We start from the raw sequence: 21,639 nt of genomic DNA, 5'->3' as shown, positions 1-21,639 counted from the left end.
CAATAATGATGATTGTGCGTTTCCAGGAGTGGTTATGAGTCAGCAGGATGCCGCTAAAGAGCAGGCCAGTACCCGTAATAATCTGCGCGTGGTGTCAGTGTTCGCCGCTGCCGCCATCGGCATTGTTGGCGTGCTGGTGATCCTCTACGCCTGGCAGTTACCGCCGTTTACCCGCCATACCCAGTTTACCGATAACGCCTACGTGCGCGGCCAGACCACCTTTATCAGCCCGCAGGTGAACGGCTATATCACCGAGGTCAGGGTGCAGGATTTTGAGCGCGTCAGGAAGGGCGACCTGCTGCTGCAGATTGACGATCGCATCTACCGCCAGCGGGTGCACCAGGCTGAGGCCCAGCTGGCGATGAAAATTGCCGCGCTGAACAACAACCTGCAACAGCGCAAAAGCGCCGAGGCGGTGATCCAGCGTAACGAAGCGGCGCTGAAAAACGCCCGGGCCCAGAGCCAGAAGACTCAGGCCGACTTAAAGCGGGTGAAGGACTTAACCGCCGACGGCTCGCTCTCCATTCGTGAGCGGGATGCGGCGCTGGCGAGTGCCGCCCAGGGCAGCGCCGACATCGACCAGGCGAAGGCCACGCTGGAGATGTCGCGCCAGGATCTGCAAACCGCCATCGTTAACCGCGCCGCGCTGGAGGCTGACGTCGAAAACGCGAAGGCGGCCCTCGAGCTGGCGCAGATCGACCTGCAAAATACCCGTATCGTGGCGCCACGCGACGGCCAGCTCGGGCAAATTGCGGTGCGTTTAGGCGCCTATGTGACCGCCGGAACCCACCTCACTACCCTGGTGCCGCCGCAGCACTGGGTGATCGCCAATATCAAAGAGACCCAGCTGGCAAACCTGCGCGTTGGCCAGCCGGTGAAATTCACCGTCGATGCCCTGAACGACAAAGCCTATGAAGGCCGGGTGCAGAGCATCTCCCCCGCCACCGGGGTGGAGTTCAGCGCCATTACGCCCGATAACGCCACCGGGAACTTCGTCAAGATTGCCCAGCGTATTCCGGTGCGTATTGAAGTATTAGGCAAGCCGGAGGAGTCGGCCCTGCTGCGTCCTGGCATGTCGGTGCAGGTGACCATTGATACCCGGGAGGCAGAATGATCCGCCGCCCGCTAACCGCCCTGCTGATTGCCGCCGCCCTGAGCGCCTGCCAGTCGGTGGATGTTGAGCCAGCGAAGCCGACGCTACAGATCCCCGCCCAGTGGCGCGCCAGCACCGGCCCTGCCAGCCCGGCTGAGCAGATGTGGTGGCGCAATTTTCACGACAATCATCTCAACGCTTACGTTGACCAGGCCCTGCGTAACAACAGTGACGTGCTGATTGCCCGGGAGCGAATCAACGAGTACCAGGCGCGGGTCTACGCCAGCGAGGGTAACCTGTTTCCGACCCTGGATGCCGATCTCAATGCGGGTCGCGCCCGTTCTCAGTCGGCGGCAACCGGTCTGCCAACCTATGGGGCGCTCTACAAAGGCAGCCTGACTGCCAGCTACGACGTAGACATCTGGGGGGCGAACCGCCGCACCACCGATGCCGCCCGGGCGAGCCTCGAGGCGCAAAAGGCGGCCGCCGCCGCGGCCGATCTGACGGTGGCCTCCTCGGTGGCCTCGGGGTACGTCACCCTGCTGGCGCTGGACGAGCAGCTTAAGGTCACGCAGTCGACCCTCAAAGCGCGGGAAGAGGCCTTTAACCTGGCACAGCGGCAGTATCAGACCGGCTACAGTTCGCGCCTGGAGCTGATGCAGTCCGACTCCGAGTTGCGCTCGACGCGGGCGCAGATCCCGCAGGTGCAGAACCAGATTGCCCGTCAGGAGAATGCGCTCAGCCTGCTGCTGGGGGGTAATCCGGGGAGTATCGCCCGCAGTGACGATTTCGATGCTCTGACGCCGCTGCGTATCCCGTCGCAACTGCCCTCAACGCTGCTTAATCGCCGCCCGGATATTGTGCAGGCGGAACGCCAGCTCATTGCCGCCGATGCCTCGCTTGCGGCTTCGCGCGCCAGTCTGCTGCCATCGATCAACCTGACCGCGAGCGGATCGATCCAGGATCGCACCCTGCCCGGCCTGCTGGACAACCCGCTGGAGCTGTGGAGCATCGGCGGCAGTATTCTGGCCCCGCTGCTGAACCGTCAGGCGCTGAACGCCCAGGTGGATATCGGCCAGTCGCAGCGCAACCAGGCGCTCTACAGCTATGAAAAAACCGTGCGCAATGCCTTTAAAGAGGTGAACGATAGCCTGGATGCCATCGCCCGCTATGGCGAGCAGTTGACCGAGCTGGTGGCGCAGCAGGCGGTCGCCCAGGAGACGCTGCGCATCGCCCAGAATCGCTACCGCAACGGCTATTCATCCTATCTGGACGTGCTCGACGCCCAGCGCACGCTGTTCTCGGTGCAGACCAGCGTGGTGCAGGCGAAAAATAACCTGCTGCTGGCGCAGATCGATCTGTATAAGGCGCTGGGCGGCGGCTGGTCGGCATCGTAAACGCCGGGCGGCGCTACGCTTGCCCGGCCTACAGGTTTCATAGGCCCGTGCAAGCGTAGCGCCGCCGGGCAATATACGTACTAAGGGGTCAATCTATGCAACAACAGTGGTCTGCCGTAGATAATTACATGATTTCCGAGCTTATTCCTCAGGATGAGGTGCTGCAAAAGGTCCTTGATAATAACCAGCGAGCCGGGTTACCAGCCCACGACGTCGCCGCCAATCAGGGGCAGTTACTGGCGCTGTTTGTCCGCATGACCCAGGCGAGGCGCATTCTGGAGATTGGCACCCTCGGGGCTTACAGCAGTATCTGGATGGCGCGCGCCCTGCCCGCGGATGGCAAGCTGATCACGCTGGAGGCCGACCCGGTTCACGCTCAGGTCGCCCGGCAGAACATTCATCTGGCGGGACTGGAGCAGCGTATTGAGCTGATCGAAGGTCCGGCCCTGCTCTCTCTTGAGCGCTTCGATGCGATCCCGCCTTTTGATCTGATCTTTATCGATGCCGATAAACCGAATAACCCGGGCTATCTGGAGTGGGCGCTGCATTACTCCCGACCGGGGACGGTGATCATCGGCGATAACGTGGTGCGGGACGGAGAAGTGGTTAACGGCCAGAGCGACGACGTCCGGGTACACGGGGTGCGGCGGTTTATTGAGATGATCGGCGATAATCCGCGCCTGACCGCCACCGCGTTACAGACGGTGGGTGTGAAAGGATGGGATGGGTTTACGCTGGCGATGGTGAACGGTTAAAGAAATGCCCGGTGGCGCTACGCCTACCGGGCCTACAACAACTTCATGGCAGGATTGTAGGCCGGGCAAGCGCATGCGCCGCCCGGCGATGTTAAGCCGAGATCTGCTCCATCGCCTGCAAAATCCGCTTATCGGAGATGGGGTATGGCGTTCCCAGCTGCTGGGCAAAGAAGCTGACGCGCAGCTCTTCAATCATCCAGCGGATCTCCTGTACATCTTCATCATCGCGGCGGGCCGGTGGCAGCTTGTTCAGCCACTGCTGCCAGCGCTGCTGCACCGCTTCCACCTTCAACATCTGCGCCCGGTCGCGGTGCGGATCGATCGCCATCTTCTCCAGACGTTTTTCAATCGCCTGCAAATAGCGCAGCGTATCGCCTAAACGCTTGTACCCGTTGCCGGTCACAAACCCGCGATAGACCAGCCCCGCCATCTGCGCTTTTACGTCCGAGAGCCCCAGCGCCATGGTCATATCCACCCGCCCTTTCAGGCGCTTGTTGATATTGAACACCGCAGTCAGGATCTGTTCGACCTGCTTCGCAATGTTGACCACCGTCTCGTTGAGTTCAGCGCGCACTTTTTCGTGCAGTTGTGCAAAGCCCTCTTCGGTCCAGACCGGGCCACCCGCGGCATGGATCAACTGGTCCACGCCGCAGGAGATGCAGTCATCGATCAGATCCAGCACCTTGCCGTACGGGTTAAAGTAGAGCCCCAGTTTGGCCTTGTTCGGCAGCTTCTCGTGCAGATATTTGATCGGCGACGGGATGTTCAACAGCAACAGGCGGCGCAACCCGCGCCACATCGCCTGCTGCTGCTCCTGCGGATTATCGAACAGCTTGATCGCCACGCTCTCGCGTTCGTCCACCAGCGCGGGCCAGGCTTTGACCTTGTAGTTGCCGCGCTTCTGCTCGTAGCTTTCCGGTAGCTGACCAAAGCTCCAGATATGCAGTCCGCTCTGTTCGATACCGTCGTCGGCCACGGCAGAGAGGGTCTCCTGCACCTTGCCTTTTAAGGCCTCTTTCAGCTCGGTCAGGGAGCGGCCTTCCTGCAGCTTTCTGTTTTTATCATCCACTACCCGGAAGCTAATTTTCAGGTGATCGGGCACCTGATCCCAGTGCCACTCTTCCCGGTCGATGGTGACGCCCGTCATGCGGCGCAGCTCGCGCTCCAGCGAATCCAGCAGCGGCAGCTCCAGCGGCGTGGCGCGGCCTAAAAACGCCTCGGCGTAGTTCGGCGCAGGCACAAAGTTGCGGCGCACCGGTTTTGGCAGCGATTTAATCAGGGCGATAACCAGCTCGCGGCGCAGGCCGGGGATCTGCCACTCAAACCCGCTCTCCTCTACCTGGTTGAGCAGCGGCAGCGGGATATGGACAGTCACGCCGTCGGCATCGGTGCCCGGTTCAAACTGGTAGCTCAGACGCAGCTTGAGGTTGCCCTGGTGCCAGAAGTTCGGGTAGTCGAGCTTGCTGACCTGCTCCGCCCCCTCTTTGATCAACATGCTCTTTTCAAAGTTGAGCAGGTCCGGGGTCTCGCGGCTGACTTTTTTCCACCAGCTGTCAAAGTGGCGGGCAGAAATCACGTCGTGGCTGATGCGCTGGTCGTAAAACTCAAACAGCGTCTCGTCATCCACCAGGATGTCGCGGCGACGGGTTTTGTGCTCCAGCTCTTCCACTTCGCTGCGCAGCTTGAGATTTTCCCGGAAGAAGGCGTGGCGCGTCTGCCAGTCCCCCTCCACCAGCGCGTGGCGGATAAACAGTTCGCGGCTGAGCGCCGGGTCGATCTGGCTGTAGTTGACCTTACGCGCCGCCACCACCGGCAGACCGTAGACGGTGACCTTCTCGGTCGCCATCACCGCCCCCTGCGCCCGCTCCCAGTGCGGCTCACTGTATGAGCGCTTCAGCAGATGCTGCGCCACCGGTTCGACCCACTCCGGATCGATGCGTGCGGCAATGCGGCCCCACAGACGGCTGGTCTCCACCAGCTCGGCCACCATCGTCCACTTCGGCGGCTTTTTGAACAGGCCGGAGCCGGGGAAGATGGCGAAGCGGGCGTTACGCGCCCCGGTAAATTCCTGCTTATCGGCATCTTTCATGCCGATATGCGACAGCAGACCGGTCAGCAGCGCGATATGAATTTCGCGGTACTCCGCCGGCTCGCTGTTGACCGGAATGCCCAGCTCTTTCACCACCTGGCGCAGCTGGGTGTAGATATCCTGCCACTCGCGCACCCGCAGGTAGTTAAGGAAATCGACCCGGCACTGACGGCGGAACTGGTTTGAGGACAGCGCTTTCTGCTGCTCGCCGATGTAATTCCACAGGTTTACAAAGGCAAGGAAGTCGGACTCTTTATCGTGGAAGCGGCGGTGCTTCTCGTCGGAGGCCTGCTGTTTGTCCATCGGACGCTCGCGCGGATCCTGGATGGAGAGCGCCGAGGTGATGATCATCGCCTCGCGCACGCAGCCATGTTTTTGCGCCTCCAGCACCATCCGCGCCAGGCGCGGGTCAACAGGCAGCTGGCTGAGCTGGCGGCCCATGGGGGTCAGCTTGTAGACCGTGGCCTGCTCGTCGGTGGTGATCGCCCCCAGCTCCTCCAGCAGGCGCACGCCGTCCTGGATGTTGCGCTTGTCCGGCGCTTCCACAAACGGGAAGGCGGCGATATCGCCCAGCCCGAGGGCAGTCATCTGCAGAATAACCGACGCCAGGTTGGTACGCAGAATTTCCGGGTCGGTAAACTCCGGGCGCGACAGGAAATCGTCTTCCGAATAGAGACGGATACAGATCCCTTCCGAGACACGTCCGCAGCGGCCCTTACGCTGGTTGGCGGAGGCCTGAGACACCGGCTCGATCGGCAGTCGCTGCACCTTGGTGCGGTAGCTGTAGCGGCTGATACGCGCCGTGCCGGGGTCGATCACATATTTAATGCCCGGCACGGTAAGGGACGTTTCCGCCACGTTGGTCGCCAGCACGATCCGGCGGCCGCTGTGGGCCTGGAAGACCCGATTCTGCTCGCTGTTGGAGAGACGTGCATACAGCGGCAGGATCTCGGTATGGCGCAGGTCGCGTTTGCTCAGCGCGTCGGCGGTGTCGCGGATTTCGCGCTCGCCGCTCATAAAGATCAGGATATCGCCCGGGCTTTCATTTCCCAGCTCATCCACCGCATCGAAAATGGCCTGGAGCTGATCGCGCTCGGTGTCGTCGGCGTCTTCCACCATCGGACGATAGCGGACCTCAACCGGATAGGTGCGCCCCGAGACTTCGATAATCGGCGCATTGTTGAAATGACGCGAAAAACGTTCCGGGTCGATGGTGGCCGAGGTGATGATCACTTTCAGATCCGGGCGACGCGGCAGCAGCTCCCGCAGGTAGCCCAGCAGGAAGTCGATGTTCAGGCTGCGCTCGTGCGCTTCATCGATGATGATGGTGTCATACTGCATCAGCAGCCGGTCCTGCTGGATCTCCGCCAGCAGAATGCCGTCGGTCATCAGCTTGACCATGGTGTTGTCGCTGACGTGATCGCTGAAGCGCACCTTATAGCCGATGCAGCCGCCCGGCTCGGTTTGCAGCTCTTCGGCAATACGGTTCGCCACCGTTCGCGCCGCCAGACGACGCGGCTGGGTGTGGCCGATCAGGCCCTTGATCCCGCGCCCCAGCTCCATACAAATTTTTGGCAGCTGGGTGGTTTTGCCGGAGCCGGTCTCCCCCGCCACAATCACCACCTGGTGATCGCGCACGGCTTCGAGGATCGCCTGTTTTTTCTGGCTGACGGGCAGGTTTTCCGGATAGGTAATGGCCGGGCGCGCGGCTTCGCGCAGCACAACCTTACCCGCCGCCTGTTCAATCTCTTTCGCCATCTCCTGGAAAATGGCCTGTTGTGCATCAGGATTTTTAACCTTCTTTACCCCATGCAAGCGGCGGGCAAAGCGCTGTTTGTCACGCAACATCAGCGGATCCAACTGTTGCATAAGCATCGGGAAGGTTAATTTCTGTTGTTCTGTCATAGCGTTAACGGGCAGTGCACTGCCGGATAAAATCTCTTTGTAATGATTGCTATAGAGTACCACATCGCGGGTTTTTACGCCTTATTCAAAAAATTCGAACATAGACTTCGATATATTGCGCTATCCCTGCGACAGGATTGTGAATAGAGTGTCAGCAAGCAACGGGGCAACCCCCTCATCAAATACAACAAAGGAATCACCCATGAGCAAAGTATTAGTTCTTAAATCCAGTATTCTGGCAGGGTACTCTCAGTCTGGTCAGCTGTCTGATTATTTCGTTGAACAGTGGCGTGAACAGCACAGCGGTGACGAAATCACCGTCCGCGATCTGGCCGCTCAGCCTGTTCCGGTACTGGATGGTGAGCTGGTGGGTGCCCTGCGTCCGAGCGATGCGCCACTGACGCCACGTCAGCAGGAAGCGCTGGCGCTCTCCGATGAGCTGATTGCCGAGCTGAAAGCCCACGACGTGATCGTGATTAACGCGCCGATGTATAACTTCAACATCCCGACCCAGCTGAAGAACTACTTCGACCTGGTAGCACGTGCGGGCGTCACCTTCCGCTACACCGAGAAAGGACCAGAAGGTCTGGTCACCGGTAAACGTGCGATTGTGCTTTCAAGCCGTGGCGGTATTCACAAAGATACCCCAACTGACCTGGTAGCGCCGTATCTGACCCTGTTCCTGGGCTTCATCGGCATCACCGACGTGAACTTCGTCTTTGCTGAAGGTATCGCTTACGGTCCGGAAGTGGCGGCCAAAGCGCAGAACGACGCGAAAGCGGCTATCGACAGCCTGGTCGCGGCGTAAGATCCAACGCTGAAAATCTCGCCGGGGAGTGGTGCACGCATCACTCCCCGGCGCTTTTATGTCTCCTGCAAACGAGCCAGCATCCGTGCCCGGCTGAGATAAATAATCGCGCACAGCAGCAGGCTGAGCAAGGCCGTGCAGATAAATACCCCCGCCCCGGTCATGGCGAGCATCACCCCGCCGATTAACGGCCCGACCGCAACCCCCAGCGTCGATAACGTTGAAGCCCCCAGATAGGCACCCCGGTGCTCCGCCGGCGCGAGCTGATCGAGCAAAATATTCAGGTTTGGCATCAGAATCGCCTCCCCCATACTGAAGACGGCGGTAAAGGTCAGCCAGATCCACACCTCCGTTGAACGGGTGGCAAAAAAGCAGAGCTGCGATAAGGCGAAAATGACGCCGCCCAGAAGTATCCGTTTCGGCAGGTTAATCTGCGCCATAAACCGCACAATCAGGCTCTGAAACACCAGCACGGTGCAGGCATTGGTGACCAGGATCAGGGTGATGAGCTTCACCGCCCCGTCGCCATCCAGTAGCATCAGATACTGCGGCAGGACGGCTTCATAATGGATAAAAACGATACTGCACAAGATGCTACACAGCAGCGCCGCAACATAGATTCGGTCTTTGGCGATAATCCCCATCATCTGATGCAGCCTGATGGCCGGCGCGCTGCCGGACTGCGGCTCGCCCACCAGCTTCCCTGCCGGGATAAACAGCAGTACGTAAACGAAAAATGGCAGATAGGTTAAGCCCGTGATCAGGAATGTCCCCTTCTGGGATGTCAGGCCAAAGACCAGCCCCACCAGCGGGCCAGACACCGCCGCGACGTTGATCAGGTAGTAGCGCATTTGCAGGGCCAGCGCCCGGCGACGGCGATCGCCCAGCAGATCGCTCATCAGCGCGCGCACCGGGGGATCGACCCAGGCAAAACAGACCCCGATGATCATCAGGCCGGTGATAAACAGCCCCATCCCGCTCGCCTGCGCCAGCGTGATATAGCCCACGGCGGAGAACCCGCACCCCAACAGAAGGATCACCCGCCGCCCCATGCGGTCCGAAATCTGCCCGCCGTACATGCCGAGCACCACCGAGATCAGGGCGCTGCTGGTCATCGCCACGCCAATGGCGATGGGAGACATATGGTAATTCTGGGTCATGATGACGGCGATAAAGGGCCATGCCATAAAATAGCTAAACCGTATGACGAAGGTAAAAAAGAGCAGCGCGTGTACGGTTGCAGGAAATGTTTTTAGCGTCTGAAAAAGCCCCGGTGCCGCGCAGATTTCAGCGGCGGGTTTGGTTGTCATAGGTTGTCCTGTTGGTTATTTTTAATTGTTCTGTTGGCCACGAAATATAGCTGGCTAACTAGTAATAAATTCAATTACCCGCAGGCGCAATAAAAAATTTAACAAAAATTTAATAGGTTTTTTGATCTTGAAATTGTGAATTTTTCTTTTGCAGGATTTTTTCAGTGGTGCTTGACTCACGTTCAGCGTGCAGTATTATCTCTCATTAGAGAATTTTGTCTCATATACGGGAAGCCAGTATGAACAATCAGGACTACAGGGAAAAGCTGGCGGCACGTCTGGCCGCGCTACGCCTACAGCATAACCGTTCGCTGGAGGACCTCTCTGCGGCGTCGGGGATAAGCAGAGCCTCACTGTCACGCATTGAACGGGGTGAAGTCAGCCCCACCGCGGAAGTGCTCAACCAGCTCTGTAGCGTATACGGTATGACCATGTCCCGGCTGATCAGCGAGGTTGAGCAGGTCGCTGATAACCTGTTCCGGGCCGGAGAGCAGAGCCTGTGGCATGATGAGCTCAGCGGGTTTGAGCGACGCCTGTTAATACCGCCGTCTAACGCCTTCCGCTGCGAAATGATTGACGGGAAATTACGTCCGGGTGCTTATATTGAATATCTTCAGCCGCCGGTTCAGGGGCTGGAGCAATATATCTGGTTACATGCAGGGGAGTTGATTATTACCATGAATGCGGAAACATGGCATCTGAAAAAAGGTGACAGTTTACGTTTTCATTTATCGGGAACCTCATCATTCAGGGCACATGAAAATCTCGGCGCCCACTATATTCTGGTGGTATGTAAATCATGATTGAATATAAATGTCTTACTGCTGACGAGGCACGTCAACGCTTCTCAGAATTAGGTGATGTTTTGCAGGCGTGCGTAAAAGATGGCGCGAGTGTCGGTTTTATCGATCCCACCGACCGTCCTGCCATCGATCGTTTCTGGCAGGAAAACATAGATAGCCTTGCGCGCCGCGATTGCGATCTTTTCATCGCCCTGGATAACGGCACGGCAGCCGGTACCGTCATGGTTAACTATTGCGCCACACCTAATGGCCGCCACCGGGCAGAAATTACCAAGCTGCTGGTTCACCCTCAAGCACGTCGCCAGGGAATTGCAAGCGCGCTGATGATGCAGGCAGAACAGTTGGCCTGGGAAAAGGGACTCGTTTTACTGGTGCTGGATACACGCAGTGGTGACGTGGCCAGCGACCTCTACCGCTCGCTTGGCTGGCAGACCGCGGGGTCGATTCCGTTTTATGCGCAGTCGGTTGAAAACACCCTGGATTCGACCACATACATGTACAAAGTTAACGAAAACACCAAAGCCGCTATCGCCAGCCCGGCGATCGCGTAAGTTTGCCCCTCTCACCGCCCGGTGGGAGGTTTTGCTTTTCAGCCCTCACCACCCTTTTTCCAGCACCGCAATATTCTTTCCGTCCCGGCGTTCGAGGTCAAAACTGTCTACCGACAGCAGGATCAGTCTGAGCCCCCGGCCACTTTCTGCGAGCAGCGTGTCGTCATCAAACGCCTCATCACGCGCCGCAGCCAGGCGTTCAGCGGGAAAAGGCGTCCCTGCATCGGTAAAGCGCAGGGTCACGCCAGCGTCGGCGGCGATAAACGTCACGTTAAAAAGCTGGCGTTGATCTTCGTGCAGCGCATAGCGGATGATATTGGCCGCCGTCTCGCAGGCGGCGAGATCCAGCGCAAAGCGCCAGGTTTCGTCCACGGGCAGCGAGGCCATCTGCTGCGCCAGCCACTCCGCCAGCGGCGAGAGCGAGCTTAACGCGGCCGGAAGCGCAATCTCGTGAGCCACGGCCATATTATTGATTCAGCTGCGCCAGCGCTGCGGCGCGGTCCGGGCAGATGCGGAAAATGCGATCCATCCGGGTCAGGCTAAACATGTTGCGGATGCCGGGGTTCAGCGCGCAGAGCACCATATCGCCTTTACCGTTCATCATTTTCAGCAGGGAAACCAGGGTTCCCAGACCGCTACTGTCGATAAAATCGATTTTGCTGAAGTCGACGATCAGGGCTTTGCGATCTTCACCGATCTCGCGGGTAATCGCCTCCTTAAACGCCCCCGCCACCGAGGCATCCAGCCGACGCACCGCCGGGGTCATAATGTTCACATCGGGCTGCCGCTCTGTATCAATATTCATTGCTCTTCTCCTTTACGCTCAATCACTAAGAGTGAAACATCATCGGCCATCGTTGGCTGCTCCTGGTTTTCCCCGCTGCGCCAGTGAATAAGGTGCCGGGCAAACTGCGCCAGGAGATCGTTCAGTCCGAGGGCGGCCCCGTGCCGCAGCGCCTCCTGCAGCCGCTGCGGGCCAAACTGTTCCCCGGCGAGGTTTTCACATTCGGTAATGCCGTCGCTGAACAGGCAGAGCCGCTCGCCAGCCGCCAGCGTGAAGTCGACATCCGTCCAGCTGAGATCCGGCATCAGTCCCACCGGTGCTCCGCCGCTGCCAACGGCTCTGACCTCACCGTCCGGGCTGACGATAAAGGGGGTCGGGTGACCGGCCTGGCACAGTTTCCCCTCGCCGGTGTCAAGATCGATGACGCCGTAAATCATGGTGAAATAGCTGACTATCTCTACCTCATCGCTGCAAAAACGGCCGTTGAGGATGCGCACCACCTCGGCGGGGGACGCCACCTCGTCGTCGGCAGTAAAGAGAAAGCGCTCTACCGCCCTGCCGTGCAAAAACTGGCGGGCCACCGCAAGGGACATCATTGCCGCCCCCACGCCGTGGCCGGAGACGTCCACGCAGTAAAAGCCCAGATGGTTATCCAGCGGGAAGACGTTAAAGATATCCCCGGAAACCCAGGCCGAGGGCAGAAAGAGCCAGTCGGAAAAGTAGTCCCGGTAGCGCTGCTGGTGCGCGGGCAGCACCGACTGCTGGATACGCGCCGCCACCTCGAGATCTTGTTCAATCTGGCGCAGGGCCTCACTAAGGCGGGCGTTGCGGGCGGCGAGGGTCGCCTCCAGGGAGAGAATACGCGCCCCCGCATGCAGCCGCGCCCGCAGTTCGCTCTGCTCGACAGGCTTGCTGAGAAAGTCATCCGCGCCGGCGTCAAAACCCAGCGTCAGATCGTCTGGATTTTCACGGGCGGTAAGCAGAATGACATAGATATAGTGACCAATCTGGCGGCTGCGGATCTCCCGGCACAGCGTCAGGCCGTCCATCTCCGGCATTTCCCAGTCGCTGATGACCAGGCTGACCGGCTGGCTTTCGAGGATCTGCAGCGCGGCGAGGCCGTTTTCCGCCTCGCTGACCTTATAGCCCCACTGCGCCAGCATCCCGCTCAACAGCCGCCGATAGAGCCGTGAATCTTCCACAATCAGTACATGCTGCGTCACTCTCTCGCCCCCTAAAGCGGTAAGAACCAGATAAGGCTAACCGTTCCTTCACGAAACTTTCCGTTGCCGCTCTGGTGGCCGGGATAACGGGTGCCGGAATAGTTGGCATACTGAACGGAGAATGAGCCTGGCGTATAGCCCGCATAGCCGAAGCTGTAGCTGTAATCGCCGTTCCAGGGCTGCTGCTGGCTGCTGTCCGGGAACCAGAACGCCGTGGCGCGCACAAAGAAATGTTGTTTGAAGGTGTAACCGCATCCGCCCAGCATCACGTTTTTGTTTTTGCGGATATCGTTGCTCTCCAGATCGTAATAGCGCGGCACCCAGCTGTAGCCCACCTGGCAGATAATGGCGTCTCCTTTGTTGATCAACAGCGTATTCTCCACCGGTTTCGGCAGCGAGAATTTGTAGGCCAGGGTTACCGCCCCCTGCTCGAAGTAAGTGTGACGACCGCTGCCCGAGGTCCAGAAGCGGTTATCCCCGTAGTTGCTGTACACCAGGCTAAGGGTATTCGCGTGCCAGTCGTCGTAGCCAAAGCTGTAGCGGAAGTCAGCGGTGTAGCGGCTGGTGTCGGTGACCGGTAGACGCGACGTGACGTTGGCAAACCAGTAGCTGTAGGGGGAATATTGCAGGCTCAGGTTCAGCGTCTGGTTATATTTTCGCTTCTGCTCCGCGCTGTCTGAGCTGTTGGGGATAGTCATCCACTGCTCTTTCAGGCCCGAGCTAAAGCTCAGCGCGCCGGAAAAAACATCCTCATTGCCAGAGAAAAGCCGCCCCCAGCGGCTGGTAAATACCCCCGCCTGCACCGGCTCGCCGTTGTTGTCGCGCAGTGTCCCGGCATCCTCCTTCGGCGCCGCCTCTGCGCCGGTGGCAATGCACAAGAGTGCGCAGGCCAGCAAATATCTCTCCCGCATCTCCCCTTCCTTAGTTAGGTATCCAGCGTGCGGCGACGTTATATTTCGCCAGTAGCCACAGCACACCAAGCGCCGCTGCATGTACAACGGTGTTCACTATCCACTCCTGACGCCACAGATCGAAGGTCACAAACTGACTTACCGCGAGCACGACGTAGACGTGCAAAATAAAGGTATAAAGCGAGCGCTGGCCGAGCGGGATAAGAAACCAGCCCGCCAGCCGGTAAAGAGGTTGCCAGCACCAGGTCAGGAGGAGATAGACCGTCACCATCAGGCAGATATCGTTCAGCACCCTCACCGGGCCCAGACCGTTTTTTGCCGCCCAGGTATGGTAAAAAGCGTTAAAGTCCGCCGCGGGGAGGGTATGCATCAGGAGCGCGGGCGGCATAAAGGGGTTGGTATGATTCTGGGCGACAAAGCCGAGGACCAGCGCAACCACCACCAGCGCCGCGACCACCACTTTGCCGGCGGGAGTGCGAGCGAAAGAGAGCAACTCCTCTTTATACCAGCCGCAACTCATCCCCAGCACAAAAATAAACTGCCACGCCAGCAGCGGAAAGGCGAACTCAAACTGCGACGGGGTTATCCGTACCGGCCAGCGCTGCCAGCAGCAGTAAACCAGCAGCGAAAGGCCCAGTAGCCAGTACACCTTATCCCTTTGCAACATACCTAAAAACAGGGGGCTTAACAGCAGGAGAAAGATATAGAGCCCTAAAATTTGCGTCTGGTGAGGGCCAATTTGCAGATAGAGAACAATGTTAAACCAGGTCTCTTTTATCTGCGGCGTCACCGGATAAAGGGACCAGGTAGTGCCCGAAAAACGGTCGGTAAAATGGGTCACTTCAAAAACGTTTATAAAAGGCAAATACCCCAGCAACAGAAAAGATAAAATGATAATAATATTTACCCGATATATTTTCCACGCTCTGAGGTAAAGCCCCCAGGAAATAGTGAGCAAGACAGCTTTTTGTAATCTGGCACGATTTAACATCCCCAGCATAAATCCGGAAAGAATGACAAATCCTTCCGCACCGGTCGTCAGACCAAAACGCTCCCAGGTAAATATATTAAATATCGACATCACTTCTGTATGCGCCACCACCATCATTACCAGCGCAATTCCGCGCATAAAATCAATACGCAGATCGCGATTCCCGGCAAGAGAATAACGCCATGTTCTTGATTTTATGTTTTCTTCTTGCGGTATTGCAGGCGCAATCTGGCTCATAGGGAGTCCTGTTAATGATCCTGAAAAAGCATCGTGCTAATAATTTAGATAGCGTAAATGCCTTCATCTGGCAATTATTGCGGTACACAGGGTAAAACCTTATTAATAATTAACTTTTATTTAAGCGCCCCTAAACTGTTGCAATTTAACCTGCTGGAATATTTTTATCCGCGTTCTACACTTACCTTAAATTATGTTTTTGTGAGCGTTATTTCCGTGGCGTTCTCCCTGTCGGTAACAGGCTTTTAATTTATTGTCATCGTGGAATCAGGATATCCTTCGCTATGGATTTTTATTTTTCCCGTTTTGAACATCGTCGTCCGCCTGAACCGCTTAAAACGCCGCGCTGGGTCATGATGACCTGGCAGGTATTAGCGGTGGCCGCACTTATTCTTGGTGCCAACTATATTTACTGGCGCTGGACGGCCTCATTAAATACCGACGCGCTCTGGTACGCCATTCCGCTGGTGCTGGCGGAAACCCTGGCCTGGATCGGCACGGTGCTGTTCACCATTAACTTGTGGAAGGAAGAGGATCCGCCGCAAACGCCCCCGCCGTCTGAGATCAACGACTGCCTGCGGCCGGAAGATGCCGAGGAGACCAGGCCGATAAAGGTCGATCTCTTTATCGCCACCTACTCCGAAGATGTGGAGCTGGTGCGGCTCTCCATCCGCGACGCCATGAAAATGGCCTACCCTGTACCGCTGGATTACAAGGTACATGTGCTGGATGATGGCCGGCGTCCGGAGATGAAAGCCGTATGCGAAGAGGAAGGCGCTAACTACATTACCCGCCAGACCAATATCGGCTTTAAGGCGGGCAACCTGCGTAACGGACTTGAGCAGACCGACGGCGATTTCCTGATCATCTGCGACGCCGATACCCGCGTTTTCCCCACGCTGCTCAGCCATACGCTGGGTTATTTCCGCGATCCGGACGTCGCCTGGGTGCAGACGCCCCAGTGGTTCTTTGACCTGCCGGAAGGGGAGAATCTGGCGGACTGGCTCGGGCGCAGGGCGGGTAAAGCGGGATACGGCCTGGGCTGGCTCGCCCAGAAATTTATCGGCCCGGTGACCCTTGGCCGGGATCCCTTTTTCAACGATCCGCGCATGTTCTACGACGTGATTTTACGCCGCCGCAACTGGGCTAATGCCGCCTTCTGCTGCGGCGCGGCCTCGGTACATCGACGCGAGGCGGTGATGCAGGCGGCGCTGCGCAGCTACGTCTGGACCGTCGAAGAGGAGATCGACCGCCATACCCGGGACATACGCGATCCGGCGATGCGCGAAACCCTGCAGGAGGCCATGCGTCCCCATATAGCCTTCGATACGGAGCTGACCCCTTATAAATTCCACGTTTCCGAGGATATTTACACCTCTATCCTGCTGCACGGCGATGCCGCGCGCCGCTGGCGCTCGGTCATGCACCCGCGCATTGAATCCAAGATGCTCTCCCCGCAGGATATGCTGACCTGGATGATCCAGCGTTTTAAATATGCCGCCGGCTCGCTGGATATTCTGTTTCACGACAATATCTTCAGCCGCCGCCGCTTTAAGCTCTCCCTGCCGCAAACGCTGATGTATGCCACCACCTTCTGGTCCTACATGGCCTGCGTATGGAATACCATTTTCCTGATCTCGCCGATTATCTATCTCTTTACCGGTATTCCCCCGGTGTCGGCCTGGTCTGAGCCCTTTTATCTCCACTTTTTGCCCTTTTTCATCGTCTCCGAGCTGGCGTTTATGTTCGGCACCTGGGGCATATCAGCCTGGGATGGCAGGGCATCGTATCTCTCGTTTTTCTCCATGAATCTGCGGGCGCTCGATACGGTGCTGCGCGGCGAGCAGATAAAATTTCACGTCACCCCCAAAGAGCGGCAGACGGGGCGTTTTCTCTACCTGGTGAAGCCGCAGATCGCTATCGTCGTGCTCACCCTGGCGGGCCTCATCTGGGGCGGAATACAGGTAGCCCGCGGCCAGGTTGACGACCCTTCCGGCTACGTCATCAATATTTTCTGGGGTGCGGTGAATATTGCCGCCATGCTGCCGCTGATTCTGGCCGCCGTCTGGACCCCGGCCGAAGAGGAGGCGAGCCAATGAGAAAACGCGATGCGCTGCTGTCGGCCCGCAGCTACCTCACTATTCTGATCGGTTTCCTGCTGGGCTTCGCCATCGTCGTCTGGGTGGAGAAACAGATGCCTTCGCGCGTGGAGAGCAGCGCGGGCATGACCCTGAGTAAAGATTTCCCACCCCTGCCCGCCACGCGTGAACTCACCTTCGATGAGGCGATCTGGGCCCGGGTAGCCTGGCAATATTATGTCAACAATACCCAGCCGAACGGCCTGGCCAACGCCCACGATGGCGAGCCCTGGTTCAGCCTGTGGAGCATCGGCAGCTATCTTTTTGCCGTGGCGGCGGCAAAACAGCTCAATATCCTGACCACCGGCGAGTTTGATGAACGCATCACCGCGGCGCTGTTTACGCTGGGGCAGCTCCCGCTGAATCCCGAAGGGCTACCCGCCGCTTATTATCATGCGGACACGCTGCAAATGCTGGGCAAGCCAGACTCCTCCGCTATCGGCATGGGCCGCCTGCTCAATGCCCTGCAAACCCTGCTGTGGCGCTATCCCCAGCACGCCGCCGCCGTGCGCGACCTCTTTAACCAGTGGAAGGTCGGAGCCCTGATCGCCAGTAATCCCGCGACCCAGGCCGCAGCGCCGCTCCACCACTGGGCACTGGCGGCGGACGAGCCCAGAAACAGCTTCGGTTATCGTCTGTATGCCAGCCATACGCTTCGGCTGATCGACAGCGCGGCGGGGCTGGCGGTGACCAACCCGCCGGAGGGGCAGCAGATGATCGATATCGACGGCATTATGGTGCCCGACGAGGGGCTACGTACCCCCTGGGGCCGACAGCCATCGCTTATCAGCCTCCCCTACCTGTTAACCGGCCTTGAGCTGGGCTTCGACGCCCAGAGCGCGGAGATCGCCTGGCGCATTATGCAGATCCAGCAGCGCCGTCACGGGCTGCGCGTGAGCAAGCCGCCCATCAGCACCGACTACGCTGAGCCCGCGCCGGACTACGTAAACGATCTGCCCGATCGCCAGCCGCTGCAAACCAGCGCCCTGCGCGATGCCACCCCGGAACAGACCGCGATCACCTCCACCCGCTCCGCCTTCGCCTGGTACGCCCTGTTCCGCAACGGCTGGAGCGAAGCGCTGCGCCAGCAGGTTCAGACGCTGCAGGTGCCCGGCAAGGGGTGGCAGCGCGGACTTAACCTGAACAGCAGCGTGAATGACGTGATTGACGCTGATACCAACGCCATCGTGCTCGAAAGCCTGGCCTATATTGCCCACGGCCAGATGCTCTGTCTGGCCTGTCTGAGCCTGACGACTTCCCCTACTTCTTCAGCAGGAGCTACGCCATGAAGCTGAAATTTCTTCTCTTTTTTCCTCTTCTGGCCGGGCTTATGGCGTGCTGGCTCACGCTTTCCGCTGCACAGGCCGCCAGCGGGCTGCCGGCCTCGGAGTACGAACCGCGCAGCGGCGAGCTAACTCCCAGGGAGATGGCTATCGCCAAAAACGCCTGGCAATATTTTGTCGCCAACTTCCAGCCCACCACCGGGCTGGTCAATGCGGTAAATAAATACCCCTCCACCACTATGTGGGACAGCGCCTCCTATATGGCCGCCATGACGGCGGCGCGGGAACTGGGGATCATTGATAAAGCCGAGTTTGACCGCCGGATGCTGAAATTGCTCGCCACCCTGAACAAGCTGGATCTTTTCCGCAACGAGCTGCCCAACAAGGCCTACAACACCATTACCGGCCAGAAGGTGAACTACCAGAATAAACCGGGGGAGATTGGCTTCTCGGCGCTGGATATCGGCAGGATGCTGATCTGGCTAAAAGTGATCAAAGAGCGTTACCCGGAGTATGCCAACAGCATCGATAACGTGGTGCTGGGGTGGGACTTCAGCCACGTTATCGATCCTTGCGGCATGATGTACGGCGCCTACCTGGAGAACGGCCAGCCGAAATATGTGCAGGAAGGACGGCTGGGCTATGAAGAGTATGGCGCGGCAGGTTTCCAGCTCTGGGGGTTTAGCACCTGTCAGGCCAGCCGCCCGCAGCCTTACGAGCTGGCGGAGATCTACTGCGTGCTGGTGCCCTACGACTCGCGCGATCCGCGTCAAACCAGCCAGCATAACTACGTGGTGACCGAATCCTACGTGCTGTACGGCATGGAGTTTGGGTATGACAATCCGCTGGACCGGAATAACAGCCCGCGCGACTACTCCCATCCGTGGATGAAAAACTTTGCCGACCGGGTCTATCAGGCTCAGGAGAACCGCTACGCCATTACCGGGATACTGTCCGCCCGCTCCGAGCACCAGCTGGATAAGTCGCCCTACTTTGTGTATGACACCGTCTTTAGCGACGGCTTTAACTGGAACACCATCACCGACAAAGGCCAGTATGTCCCCAACACCGCCGCCGTATCCCTGAAGGCGGCGCTGGGGATGTGGGTACTCTGGAACTCGCCCTACACCGACCGCCTGCTGGACACCATTGAAAACGCCAACGAAGAGGGCAAAGGCTACTATGAGGGGCTTTATGAAAACGGCGACGGCCCGATTAAAGAGTTCACCGCCAATAACAACGGCATCATGCTGGAGGCGCTGCTGTTCAAGAAAGAGGGCAAGCTGCTGCGGTTTAATACCGACAACCCGAAAAACCGCGATTTCGCCCCTTCGCTCTGGGACAAAAAGCTGGTGGATCTTTTCGAGCCCAATAATACCCCGCGCAACCGCCCCTTCCTGAGCAGCACCCCGGCGGTTAAGAGCTGGTGTGAACAGACCGGGACCACCCAGCGCACGAAACCCGCCTGCCAGGCCTGCCAGTGCGCCGCCTGTAGTGCAGACGAGCCTGTCAAACTGCCGCCGGTGACCGCGCAATGCTTAAAACCGTAGCCCGCTGGCTGGCGGTCGCCCTCCTCCTGCTGCTTATTGCCCTCGCCCTCTTCAGCCGGGAGGGCGCAGGGTGGCGCTGGCTGACGAAGGGCGGCTGGCACACCACCGCGCGCATCGACAGCCTGACGCCGCAGGAGCAGGCGTGGGCCCGCATCGCCTGGCGCTATTTCGAAAATAACACCCAGCCGCAGACCGGGCTGGTGAACGGCAGCGACAAACAGCCGCGGGTCACCCTCTGGCAAATGGGCGACACCCTCATCGCCCTGCTCGCCGCCCGGGATCTGGGGCTGGTGCAGGAGCCTGAGTTTGACGCCCGCCTGACGCGCCTGCTCGGCACGCTTAACCGGCTGACCCTGACCGAAACCCGCACCCCGGGCAGGCTTTACTCCAGCCGGACGGCGACCCCCATCGACTTTACCGGTAAACCGGCAAAGAGCGGCTGGTCGGCAAAGGATATGGCCCGACTGATGCTGGCCCTGCGGCTTACTGCCGAACGCGCCCCCCAGTATCGCGAGTATCTGGATAAGATCATTCTGCGCTGGAACTTCTGCCGGGTGATGGATAACGAGGGGGAACTGTGGTCCGCCTCTGTTCAGAACGGCCAGCCGGTGCTGCGCGAGGAGCTGCGTCTGGGTGAGAGTGAGTACGCCGCCAGCGCGTTTCGCCTGTGGGGATTCCCGGCAGGAAAGGCGTTCACTCCCCCTTCGCGTAATGTGATCCTCTTTCAGCGCAGCCTCGCCGTAGATGCCCGGGATCCGCGCACCACCTGGCAACCTTCGCTGCTGACCACCCTCCCCGCGATGCTGCCGGGAGTGGAGTTCGGCTGGCAGCCGCCCGGCGTACCGTCCGATGTGCAAAAAGCGCTGCGCACCCGGGCAGAAGGGATATGGCTCTCTCAGAAATCGCGCTGGGAGCAGGACAAAGTGCTCACCGCGCGGGCCGATTTTTATCTCTCCCAGGCGCCCTGGCACGTTGAGGACACCGTCTGGGGAAACGGCTATGCCTGGAACACCCTGGGGGACGACGGCAAATACTACCCCCGGCTGGCGCAGGTCTCTACCAAAGCGGTCTTCCTGCTCTGGGCGCTGTGGGAAAACGACTATACCGATGCTCTGATGGCGGTCACCCGCCATCTCAACAACCCGCAGCAGGGCTGGTTTGAGGGTCGTGTTGAGGCGACCGGCGATATCAACCCGACCCTGACCCTCTCCACCAACGCCATGGTGCTGGAAGCCCTCTATTACAAACACAACGCCGGGCCGCTGTTTGAAAACGGCCTTGCGGATGAGAACAGCTATTTCTCCCGCCGCACGACGGATGAATTTAACCCGCCCGGCCTCTGTCTGCCCGGCGAACGGGCCACGAGGGGTGCACAATGAAGTTTTATCGCGATCTCTTTGAGGCAAGCCTGAACCGCGTTTTGCCGGAGAACGACAAAAAGCGCTTTTTTGAGGCCTTCCGGGAGACATTTATCCATATGTCTCCTGAAACGGAGCAGCACTTCGCCCGGCATCCGGAGGCGGAGGGCCAGCAGATGCTCTTTAAGAGCTTTTTCGCCATGCTGGCCGTCGATGGTGCGCTCTTCGTGCCGGACTTTCTGGAGCGGCTGGCGCGAGAGCAGAGCCATGAAGGGCTGCGCCTGCCGCCGCGGTTTTTCGCCCTCTGGCGGGAAGCGATGCTCAGAACCGTTCGCGCCTGCGATCCCCTCTGCGACGAGGAGATCCTCACCGCCTGGGCGATGGCGATCGCGCCCGGGCTGGAGTACCTGCGTCGCCAGGCGGAGCTGCACTATCAGGCGGGAGGCCAATAAC

18 protein-coding genes are annotated in these 21,639 nt (G+C 58.9%); 11 read left to right on the top strand and 7 right to left on the bottom strand.

The features are described from left to right. Positions 1 to 34: 34 nt before the first annotated feature. From B3X29_RS19230 to B3X29_RS19220, 3 genes are all read left to right on the top strand, one after another. A complete protein-coding gene (locus tag B3X29_RS19230; protein WP_103179780.1) occupies positions 35 to 1,114 on the top strand; it encodes an HlyD family secretion protein in 1,080 nt (359 codons plus the stop codon). Then, complete coding sequence (locus B3X29_RS19225) at positions 1,111 to 2,490, top strand: efflux transporter outer membrane subunit (RefSeq protein WP_103179781.1); 1,380 nt, start codon at positions 1,111 to 1,113, stop codon at positions 2,488 to 2,490. Before B3X29_RS19230 ends, B3X29_RS19225 begins: the two co-directional genes overlap by 4 nt. 95 nt (positions 2,491 to 2,585) lie before the next feature. Continuing rightward, positions 2,586 to 3,245, top strand: a complete 660-nt coding sequence (locus B3X29_RS19220; RefSeq protein WP_159339387.1) for an O-methyltransferase — start codon at positions 2,586 to 2,588, stop codon at positions 3,243 to 3,245. A 91-nt stretch (positions 3,246 to 3,336) separates the two neighbouring features. Here B3X29_RS19220 and hrpA read toward each other — a convergent pair whose 3' ends face one another. After that, entirely contained in the window at positions 3,337 to 7,239 is a 3,903-nt protein-coding gene (hrpA, locus tag B3X29_RS19215) for an ATP-dependent RNA helicase HrpA (protein ID WP_159339388.1), read from the bottom strand. Between the two features lie 202 nt (positions 7,240 to 7,441). Here hrpA and azoR point away from each other — a divergent pair, with 202 nt between their 5' ends. Next, positions 7,442 to 8,047, top strand: a complete 606-nt coding sequence (azoR, locus tag B3X29_RS19210; protein WP_103179784.1) for an FMN-dependent NADH-azoreductase — start codon at positions 7,442 to 7,444, stop codon at positions 8,045 to 8,047. A 56-nt stretch (positions 8,048 to 8,103) separates the two neighbouring features. On the opposite strand, the gene B3X29_RS19205 is transcribed toward azoR, so the two are convergent. Further along, the gene (locus B3X29_RS19205) at positions 8,104 to 9,357 is read right to left on the bottom strand and encodes an MFS transporter (protein WP_159339389.1); all 1,254 of its coding nucleotides are present in this window, start codon (positions 9,355 to 9,357) and stop codon (positions 8,104 to 8,106) included. A 239-nt stretch (positions 9,358 to 9,596) separates the two neighbouring features. On the opposite strand from B3X29_RS19205, the gene B3X29_RS19200 reads away from it, so the two are divergent. After that, a complete protein-coding gene (locus tag B3X29_RS19200; protein ID WP_159339390.1) occupies positions 9,597 to 10,160 on the top strand; it encodes a helix-turn-helix domain-containing protein in 564 nt (187 codons plus the stop codon). Next, positions 10,157 to 10,711 (top strand): GNAT family N-acetyltransferase, encoded by a 555-nt coding sequence (locus B3X29_RS19195; RefSeq protein WP_159339391.1) that lies wholly within the window; start codon positions 10,157 to 10,159, stop codon positions 10,709 to 10,711. Before B3X29_RS19200 ends, B3X29_RS19195 begins: the two co-directional genes overlap by 4 nt. Positions 10,712 to 10,756: 45 nt before the next feature. On the opposite strand, the gene B3X29_RS19190 is transcribed toward B3X29_RS19195, so the two are convergent. The 5 genes from B3X29_RS19190 to opgC all read right to left on the bottom strand — a co-directional run bounded on the left by B3X29_RS19190 (position 10,757) and on the right by opgC (position 14,857). Beyond that, complete coding sequence (locus tag B3X29_RS19190; RefSeq protein WP_159339392.1) at positions 10,757 to 11,176, bottom strand: ATP-binding protein; 420 nt, start codon at positions 11,174 to 11,176, stop codon at positions 10,757 to 10,759. 1 nt (position 11,177) lies between these two features. Beyond that, complete coding sequence (locus B3X29_RS19185; RefSeq protein ID WP_103179789.1) at positions 11,178 to 11,516, bottom strand: STAS domain-containing protein; 339 nt, start codon at positions 11,514 to 11,516, stop codon at positions 11,178 to 11,180. Next, positions 11,513 to 12,658, bottom strand: coding sequence for a PP2C family protein-serine/threonine phosphatase (locus B3X29_RS19180; RefSeq protein WP_409454952.1), 1,146 nt, complete (start codon positions 12,656 to 12,658; stop codon positions 11,513 to 11,515). Before B3X29_RS19180 ends, B3X29_RS19185 begins: the two co-directional genes overlap by 4 nt. Positions 12,659 to 12,729: 71 nt before the next feature. Then, positions 12,730 to 13,629, bottom strand: a complete 900-nt coding sequence (locus tag B3X29_RS19175) for a hypothetical protein (RefSeq protein ID WP_103179790.1) — start codon at positions 13,627 to 13,629, stop codon at positions 12,730 to 12,732. Positions 13,630 to 13,639: 10 nt separating this feature from the next. Then, a complete protein-coding gene (gene opgC, locus B3X29_RS19170; protein ID WP_159339393.1) occupies positions 13,640 to 14,857 on the bottom strand; it encodes an OpgC domain-containing protein in 1,218 nt (405 codons plus the stop codon). Positions 14,858 to 15,141: 284 nt separating this feature from the next. On the opposite strand from opgC, the gene B3X29_RS19165 reads away from it, so the two are divergent. The 5 genes from B3X29_RS19165 to B3X29_RS19145 are packed head-to-tail and all read left to right on the top strand — an operon-like array spanning position 15,142 to position 21,638. Further along, complete coding sequence (locus B3X29_RS19165; protein WP_159339394.1) at positions 15,142 to 16,956, top strand: glycosyltransferase family 2 protein; 1,815 nt, start codon at positions 15,142 to 15,144, stop codon at positions 16,954 to 16,956. Next, positions 16,953 to 18,284 (top strand): DUF3131 domain-containing protein, encoded by a 1,332-nt coding sequence (locus tag B3X29_RS19160; protein WP_103179793.1) that lies wholly within the window; start codon positions 16,953 to 16,955, stop codon positions 18,282 to 18,284. The genes B3X29_RS19165 and B3X29_RS19160 overlap by 4 nt, the downstream gene beginning before the upstream one ends. Further along, positions 18,281 to 19,828 (top strand): DUF3131 domain-containing protein, encoded by a 1,548-nt coding sequence (locus B3X29_RS19155; protein ID WP_103179794.1) that lies wholly within the window; start codon positions 18,281 to 18,283, stop codon positions 19,826 to 19,828. Before B3X29_RS19160 ends, B3X29_RS19155 begins: the two co-directional genes overlap by 4 nt. Continuing rightward, on the top strand, positions 19,813 to 21,207 hold the full coding sequence (locus B3X29_RS19150; RefSeq protein ID WP_159339395.1) for a DUF3131 domain-containing protein: 1,395 nt from the start codon (positions 19,813 to 19,815) through the stop codon (positions 21,205 to 21,207). The genes B3X29_RS19155 and B3X29_RS19150 overlap by 16 nt, the downstream gene beginning before the upstream one ends. Continuing rightward, positions 21,204 to 21,638 carry a globin gene (locus tag B3X29_RS19145; protein ID WP_159339396.1) on the top strand — a complete coding sequence of 145 codons (435 nt, stop codon included), beginning with the start codon at positions 21,204 to 21,206 and terminating at the stop codon, positions 21,636 to 21,638. The genes B3X29_RS19150 and B3X29_RS19145 overlap by 4 nt, the downstream gene beginning before the upstream one ends. Position 21,639: the final 1 nt, after the last annotated feature.

This window comes from Leclercia sp. UBA5076 (genome assembly GCF_002416465.1).
Lineage (GTDB): Bacteria > Pseudomonadota > Gammaproteobacteria > Enterobacterales > Enterobacteriaceae > Enterobacter.
Note: the sequence above shows the minus strand (reverse complement) of the source record. Positions and strands in the feature narration are given on the sequence as shown.